This is a genomic window from Clostridium sp. MCC353 (assembly GCF_018785315.1).
Lineage (GTDB): Bacteria > Bacillota > Clostridia > Lachnospirales > Lachnospiraceae > CHH4-2.
Window position 1 is genome coordinate 39643 of record NZ_WQPN01000015.1, and the last position, 7258, is coordinate 46900.

Consider the following 7258-nt stretch of genomic DNA (forward strand, 5'->3'; position numbering starts at 1 on the left):
GGAAAGAGAGGAAGAATATGAACATTGTTGTATTAGACGGATATACCTTAAATCCGGGAGATATCACTTGGGAAGGAATGGAGCGCCTGGGGAACCTGACCGTATATGACAGAACGCCTGCCGGGCTCATTGAAGAGCGGGTGAAGGGCGCTGAAGCGGTGTATACCAATAAAACGCCGATTACCAGGGAGACTTTGGAACACTGTCCTGATTTGAAATTTATCGGTGTTCTGGCCACTGGTTATAATGTTGTGGATACGGCCGCGGCTGCGGAGAAAATGATACCGGTCTGCAATATTCCTACATATGGAACGGCTGCGGTGGCCCAGTTCGCCATGGGGCTTCTGCTGGAAATCTGCCATCATATCGGAGCCCACAGCCATGCAGTACATCAGGGGGAATGGGAAAACAATGCGGACTGGTGTTTTTGGAACTATCCCCTGATTGAGCTTGCCGGAAAGACCGCAGGAATCATCGGTTTTGGAAAAATAGGACAGGCCTTCGGGCGGATTGCCCAGGCTATGGGAATGAAAATTTTAGCATATGATGCGGTTGAAGGCAGCATACCGGAAGATTTGAATGCGGATTATGTCAGCTTAGGGGAGCTGCTGGCCCGTTCGGATGTCATCTCCCTTCACTGCCCCCTTTTCCCATCCACGGAAGGAATCATTAATAAGGACACCATATATGAAATGAAGGACGGGGTCATTCTTTTGAACACCTCCAGAGGGCCGCTGATCAAGGAGCAGGATCTTGCCGACGCCTTAAACAGCGGCAAGGTGGCGGCCGCAGGCCTGGATGTGGTTTCCACAGAGCCGGTAAAAGGGGATAATCCGCTGCTTACGGCGAAAAACTGCATCATAACGCCCCATATTGCCTGGGCGCCTAAAGAATCCAGGCAGAGGCTGATGGATATTGCGGTGGAGAATCTGGCTGGCTTTTTAAAAGGAAGCCCTGTTAACGTGGTTAATAAATGACAAAAACGGATGAAAGAAAGGAAAATCATATGATCTTATCTACTGTTACGGACGAAGTTTTGCCGGACCGGTCTGCCGGCGCGTTTCCGAGAATTTTTGAAACTGCGGGAAAAGAAGGTGTGACTAATTTTGAGATACGGATGGTGGAGGCCAAGCGGTTCCCACTGTCGGAAGCCCAGGCCTGGAACCGGATGAAGTACTTCGCGGGTCAATACGGCATCACCTTTTCCGCCGTATCGCCGGGACTCTATAAACCGGGGCTTTATAATGACTTGATGCCTCTGCACAGAGATTATCTGCTGTCCATGAGCATGGATTTGGCCGATCGAATCGGTGTAAAAACCATTATCGTATTTGGAGTGGAACGGGATCCCCGGGACCGGGAGGATGATTTTTACCGGGTGGCCGGCCTGATGAGGGAAACCGCAGAGAAAGCGGCCGCCAACGGATTCACGGTTCAGTTGGAAAACCTGCCTGGGACATGGGCCGATACCAGCGATAACTGTTTGAGGCTGCTTCAGGAGGTGGATCATCCTGCTTTTGGATGTATCTGGGATACCGGGAATTTTTATGAAGCGGAACAGACCCATTTCAGGGCCGGATATGAAAAACTGAAGCCCTATATCAGAAATGTGCATTTAAAGGATGGGCGCATCATCGGCGGCCGGATGCACTGGCAGCACCTGGGGACAGGGGTGACTGATATTAAAGGACAGATCGAAGCCCTGAAAACCGACGGATATGCGGGAACCCTCACATTGGAAGCCAAATGTGAACCCCATCTGGATGAGGATTTTACAAAATCCATACAGTATTTGAAATCGGTTTTAGAATAGAATTGTTATATGGATGAAAAAGGTACGCCGTATTCTGCTTGTCACGGCGTACCTTTTTATAGATTGTACAGTTGAAAATGATGCAGCTGTAACGTATTATTTCCCCATAGGCGCCACCGGCTTTGGCCTTGCCGGATCAAACACTTTTTCCACATCGATCAAGTCGCTGAGTTTAGGATTGCTGGGGTTTGTCTCCGGAAGGTCATAGTACATCCGGTAGCCGTCCACGTTCCGACGTCCCTGGCGCAGATGGTCTTCTCCAAACTGAATCCAGTACTGATGGGAATCCACATTGCAGAAGTAGCGGAATCCTGCTGATTTCAGATATTCAAACCGGGAGTTATCATTGGTATATGGGTGCCAGTCGCCGATATCGCTTCCGAACGGAAACAAGATGATATCCGTGGGTCCGATCAGGCTCTCCACTTCGGCTTTCCATTTATCCGTATCTTTCTTAAAATCTTCATAGCTGATGGCGCCCATGTTCCGGTGACCCCAGCTGTGGGAAGCCAGCTCCCATCCGTTGTCGCGAAGGCACTGGGCGACCTTGGCCGCTTCTTCCCGGTCCTGTTCGTAGGTGGGATTTTCGCTGTAGGAAGCCGCGGTGCGGTATCCCAGAATGCCGTTATATCCCGTGAAGGCGATGATGGCCCTGGCGCCCTTATAGGAAAAATCAGGGTGTTCCTGAATGAAATCTTCCAAAAGAGGAACCAGGTCATAAGATCCTGTGGATACGGTTCCGTCCGCCATCTTCATCTCGCAGGCCGGCTTTCCGTCCTCCCCGATGACCATTCTGGATGCGAAGCCGTCGCCTTCCATGTATTCGTAGTAACAGACATCATCCTGGGACATGACGAAGGGCTGTTTTCCTTCCGGCAGCAGGATGTCCTTTTTGACAAAACGGGGAACCCCGTCTTCTCCAATGACTTCTTCTGCGATGTCATGGATGCGGACCAGAACGAAACCGCGGTCATACATGGATTGAATGATCTTCAGAAATTCGTCTTTTGTGGTCATCATCTGGTTATAACCCTTTTCCATGGAATCCCCGTCAAATGCCTTGCTGGTATCCATGATCAGGGTATGGAAGAAAATGTGGGTGATTTTGGAATTATCCACTTTTACCAGCGTCTTTTTGGCTTCTTCGTACCGGGATATGGCCTCTGCCGCCTGAGGGTCCAAAGCAAATGCGCTGTCCTGTAAAAGGGAGACAGCTCCGTCATAGTCGTATCCCATGGCCAGTAAATCAGCCTGTTCGATCAGAAGTTCCAGCTCGGAATTTCCGATATCGATGGGTTCTTCGGAAGAAGCCGGAACCTGGTCTGATGTTTGAACCGGAACTGCCGGTTCGGATGCTGTTTTTGTTTTGCTGCTGCCAAAGAACTGTTTTTTTATCATAAGACCGCCGGTAACAAGAACGACCAGCAGCGCCATAACTGTTAAAATAATCGGCATATAATTGATGAATTTCCGCCTTCCTCTTCTCAGGCGGCGTCTTCTGTAGTCCATTTTTCCCATATGTATAAAGCCCCTTACTATCTCTTATTTTAGAGTGTGTTTAAATGTGCCTATATAGTATATCATAAAAAATTTAAATTTCCCATACATTAGTAATAGAATTTAGAATAGAGGGATGCTATGAAACGAATCGCAGCTATTTGGTGTACGTGTCTGCTGATCCTGGCTTATCCGCTTCAGGTGATCCATGCAGAAGAGCCGAGTCTGGTGGTGAGCGGCAATGTAATCTATAATCAGAACGAAAATACGCAGGAAACGGCCTCTGGACCGGAAACCCAGGCCCCATCGGCTCTTTTGATGGAAGCCTCCACCGGCCAGGTCATTTATGAGAAAAATGCGGATGAACAGAGGAGCCCTGCCAGCATTACAAAGATCATGACATTGATCCTGATCTTTGATGCCATTGATTCGGGGAAAATTAAAATGACGGATGAAGTGGTCACCAGCGCCCACGCCAAGTCCATGGGCGGATCACAGGTATTTTTGGAAGAAGGAGAGGTACAGACAGTAGAAACGCTGATAAAATGTATTGTGGTGGCATCGGGAAATGACGCTTCTGTGGCAATGGCGGAATACATAGCGGGGGATGAAGGCACCTTTGTCCAGATGATGAATGAACGGGCAAAGGGATTGGGCATGAACAACACCCATTTTGAAGACTGCTGCGGCCTTACGGATTCACCGACCCATCTGACAACGGCCAGAGATATCGCCATCATGTCCAGGGAGCTGATCAACAAATATCCCCAGATACATAATTATTCCACCATATGGATGGAGAATATCACCCATGTGACAAAGCAGGGAACCAAGGAATTCGGCCTTTCCAATACCAATAAACTTTTGAAAATGGCCACCAACTTCACCACCACAGGCTTAAAAACCGGTTCCACATCCCTGGCTAAATACTGCCTGTCCGCCACCGCGGAAAAGGACGGCGTGCGCCTGATCGCGACGATTATGGCTGCCCCGGACTTCAAGGCCAGATTTGCGGACGCCCAGACCCTGTTAAATTACGGATATGCCAACTGCAAGTTATATGAAGACAAAGAAATGCTCCCGCTGCCGGAAATGATGGTGAAAAACGGGGTGGAGGAAACAGTCCCTCTGAAATATGGCGGCACATTTTCTTACTTGAGCCTGAAAGGGGAAGATTTTAATAATATCGAGCGGGAACTGGTTCTGAGCGAACTGTTGGAAGCTCCTGTAGATCCGGGGCAGGTGGCCGGGGCGCTGAGATACAGCCTGAACGGCAAAGCGCTGGGCGAGGTGCCGGTTTTGACGGACGGTACGGTGGAGGAAGCCGGATTCAGGGATTATTTTGGGAAACTGTTTGAGAGCTGGATGATGGAGACGGCTTCTGATTGAGAATATGATGAAAATCAGTAGTCATGATTACATCGGGATGTTATACTGTTAATGGAAAAATGTTATGGATTCCGGTATTGAATTGAAATGAACAGAAATTTTGTGGCTGGAGCGGGGCATTTTACTAACATGGACGGGAACGGTGTATATCATGGCTATGAGAGGCAGACATAAGAACTGGGGATATATGGTAATTCCTCTGATATTATGCTTGTGTTTTATTACAAGCAGCGTTATATTTCTTCTGCATATGATTAAAAAGAACGAAAAAGAAAATTTGGAGTATCTGTATAATGCGGCCGGTCAGAACCGGACTACGATCTGGAAACAGATTCAGGGAGATTATGAGACGCTGGCGGCGCTGGCCGTCAGTTTGGGTGATTCCGGGGTGACGGACGCAGAACGGATTCTTCATATCTTGAAGAAGATAAATAAAGACAATTCCTTCATTCAGATGGGGTTTGCGGATACGGAAGGCAATCTGACTTTGGTGGATATGGAAGGGGAAGTGTTTCATGCTGATTTAAGGGGGAAAGAATTCTTTGAAAACGCGTTAAACGGGGCCCCTTCCATATCAGAGGCCATCGACGGCCAGGTCGGATCCGATAATTATGTAAACTATTATGGCATCCAGATGAGAAATCTGGAGGAAGAAATTATAGGCGTGCTCATAGCGGTTCATGATTCCTCGATCTACCGCAGGATTATCGACGCTCCGCTGCTCAATAATCAGGGATATTCCTGCATTTTAAATGAAGAGGGGGATATTGTCCTGTGTCCAGAATTTTTAATATCGGGAGTAGGAGAAGGCGAAAACCTGAAAGACATCCTGAGACAGATTTCGGAAGAGTTCAGTGAAAGTGTCGCTTCTATTATATTGTCAGGCGGAACAGGAGAGTTCTTTTTTAATGACCGTGCAGGTAAAAAACAGGCGGTTCTGACGCCGTTAATAGACGGACAGTGGTATTTGCTTTCTGCTGTCCCTGTAAACGCCCTCAGGGCCAGATATGTGGAAACAGCCGTCGGCATGATTGTGATTATTTCGGCTGCCTGCTGTCTGTTTGTGCTGTTCGGGCTGCAGCAGAGATATATGATGGTGAAAAACCAGAAGGTGCTGTTGAATCTGGCTTATGACGACCAGCTTACGGGACTGCGCAACTTCGATGGTTTTAAGCTGGATGCGGCGGCTGTCCTTAAAAAATACGATGTGTCGGATCTGCTCATCTGGTATGCGGATCTGAAACGGTTTAAATTCATCAACGACATGCTGGGATATGAGGAAGGCGACCGGATTCTGAAGAGAATCGCTCATTATTTCAGCTCTGTTCAAAGTGAATGTTTTATTACGGGACGGATATCTGCGGATAATTTTGTGGGAATCTGCCGTGATAAAGGCGATCATTATATTGAGCGGGGGATGGGGCTGATCCTGGAATATCTGAAACAGGGCGGTGATGAGGGACAGCCTTTTATTGAGGCTTCGGTAGGGATTTACCGGTTGAAAGCAGGAGATGAAAAGGTTTCCATCGATGTATTGACCAATTATGCGAATATGGCCAAAAAAGAGGCGAAAAAATTGGCCGGTTCCAACTGCTTCTATTATAACGAAGAGGTCCGGAAAAGAGCGCTGGAGGACAGCGCATTGGAGGCGGAAGGAAAAAATGCTTTGCAGACCGGAGAATTTAAGGTTTACATGCAGCCTAAAATTAATATTCAAAATGGGAACCGTTTGGCCGGAGCGGAGGCCCTTGTCAGATGGCAGAACGCCAGAAGGGGCATGATACCGCCTGACCGGTTCATTTCTCTTTTTGAAAAAAGTGAAATGATCATACACCTGGACCGGTATATGTTCGAACAGACGTGTAAATGGCTGAAACGCTATCTGGATCAGGGAGGAAGCCGCATCAATATCGCGGTAAATGTCTCTAAAGTGGGGCTGCTTCAGGCAGATTTCATTGAATACTATTCCAATATTAAGAATAAATACGGCATACCGGACGGCTGCATGGAGCTGGAATTTACGGAAAGCGTCTTGTCCACGGATACGGACGTATTTGAAAATGTGGTTCTGAATCTCCAAAAGAACGGTTTCATCTGTTCCCTGGATGATTTCGGATCAGGATACAGTTCCCTCAACTTATTGAAAAACCTGCCGATCAACGTATTAAAACTTGACATCATGTTTTTCCGCCAGACGAAAGACATCCACAGGGAAAGGGTGGTAATATCCAATTTCATCCACATGGCCCGGGAACTGGGAATAAAAACAATCGCAGAAGGCGTGGAGCAGACGGACAGTGTGGAGTTTTTAAGAGAAGCCGGATGCGACATAATCCAGGGATATGTTTTTGCAAAACCTATGCCGGTAGAGGAGTTTGAACGGCTGGCCTGGAAAATGGAGGGGAAGGCCTTTGAGGTGGAGGGGGAAATTGGGATTTAATTGAGGAAGTTACGCAGGAAAGCGGGACGAGGGGGCGGGCTGGATGTTTGGATGGGGGCGGGCCAAGGGGAATCCTTCGGGGATGAAAACCAGCTTCCAACCGTAAGTGAAACTAAGGC

General features: G+C 48.1%; 5 protein-coding genes. 4 read left to right on the forward strand and 1 reads right to left on the reverse strand.

Going from position 1 to position 7258, the window contains the following annotated elements:
* Positions 1-17: 17 nt before the first annotated feature.
* Both GPL15_RS03815 and GPL15_RS03820 read left to right on the forward strand, forming a co-directional pair.
* Positions 18-977 (forward strand): D-2-hydroxyacid dehydrogenase, encoded by a 960-nt coding sequence (locus tag GPL15_RS03815; protein WP_215696191.1) that lies wholly within the window; start codon positions 18-20, stop codon positions 975-977.
* A gap of 29 nt (positions 978-1006) precedes the next feature.
* Positions 1007-1813, forward strand: a complete 807-nt coding sequence (locus GPL15_RS03820) for a sugar phosphate isomerase/epimerase family protein (RefSeq protein WP_215696193.1) — start codon at positions 1007-1009, stop codon at positions 1811-1813.
* Between the two features lie 96 nt (positions 1814-1909).
* Here the strand turns inward: GPL15_RS03820 and GPL15_RS03825 are convergent, their stop codons facing one another.
* Positions 1910-3331 carry a polysaccharide deacetylase family protein gene (locus GPL15_RS03825; RefSeq protein ID WP_215696195.1) on the reverse strand — a complete coding sequence of 474 codons (1422 nt, stop codon included), beginning with the start codon at positions 3329-3331 and terminating at the stop codon, positions 1910-1912.
* 120 nt (positions 3332-3451) lie between these two features.
* On the opposite strand from GPL15_RS03825, the gene GPL15_RS03830 reads away from it, so the two are divergent.
* Together GPL15_RS03830 and GPL15_RS03835 are read left to right on the forward strand one after the other, a co-directional pair.
* Positions 3452-4699 (forward strand): D-alanyl-D-alanine carboxypeptidase family protein, encoded by a 1248-nt coding sequence (locus GPL15_RS03830; RefSeq protein ID WP_215696197.1) that lies wholly within the window; start codon positions 3452-3454, stop codon positions 4697-4699.
* Positions 4700-4850: 151 nt separating this feature from the next.
* Positions 4851-7139, forward strand: coding sequence for a GGDEF domain-containing protein (locus GPL15_RS03835; RefSeq protein WP_346344890.1), 2289 nt, complete (start codon positions 4851-4853; stop codon positions 7137-7139).
* The last annotated feature ends 119 nt before the right edge of the window (positions 7140-7258 follow it).

Bases quoted from the DNA above. Each gene is read 5' to 3' on its own strand.
- GPL15_RS03835 (WP_346344890.1), top strand. From the start codon at position 4,851: ATGGCTATGAGAGGCAGACATAAGAACTGGGGATATATGGTAATTCCT.
- GPL15_RS03825 (WP_215696195.1), bottom strand. From the start codon at position 3,331: ATGGGAAAAATGGACTACAGAAGACGCCGCCTGAGAAGAGGAAGGCGG.
- GPL15_RS03820 (WP_215696193.1), top strand. From the start codon at position 1,007: ATGATCTTATCTACTGTTACGGACGAAGTTTTGCCGGACCGGTCTGCC.
- GPL15_RS03830 (WP_215696197.1), top strand. From the start codon at position 3,452: ATGAAACGAATCGCAGCTATTTGGTGTACGTGTCTGCTGATCCTGGCT.
- GPL15_RS03815 (WP_215696191.1), top strand. From the start codon at position 18: ATGAACATTGTTGTATTAGACGGATATACCTTAAATCCGGGAGATATC.